General features: G+C 37.5%; 1 protein-coding gene. It reads right to left on the bottom strand.

What is annotated here, in order from left to right; all coding sequences use genetic code 11:
- Positions 1-96: 96 nt before the first annotated feature.
- The coding region (locus tag DW269_RS11950; protein WP_147321709.1) for a zinc ribbon domain-containing protein at positions 97-331 on the bottom strand (235 nt) is incomplete at its 5' end.

Here is a 331-nt window from a genome sequence, read left to right as displayed (position 1 = left end):
GATTGACCGAAATCATATCTACTCACAAGTTCTAGTGCACTCCATAGTCGTAAATTCCCGAAATAGCCTTCGGTACATACCTACGTTTGCGTTCATCTATGCAACTTCGTAAGTTGTAGCATCTCTCAGATTAAGTGCAGCATTGAAATCTCTGTCTTCGATATAGCCACAGTCACATCTGAAAAGTCTATCTGAAAGCTTTAAATCTTTCTTGATATTCTTGCAGCAGTGACATGTCTTAGATGATGGGTACCATCTATCTACAATTCGAAGTTCAATTCCATTCTCTTTGCATTTAGCTTGAAGCTTTGTCTTAAATTCATAAAACTTC

Source organism: Catenibacterium sp. AM22-6LB (assembly GCF_003435615.1).
Taxonomy (GTDB): Bacteria; Bacillota_I; Bacilli_A; order Erysipelotrichales; family Coprobacillaceae; genus Catenibacterium; species Catenibacterium mitsuoka_A.
This window is presented reverse-complemented; position numbering and strand designations above follow the sequence as displayed.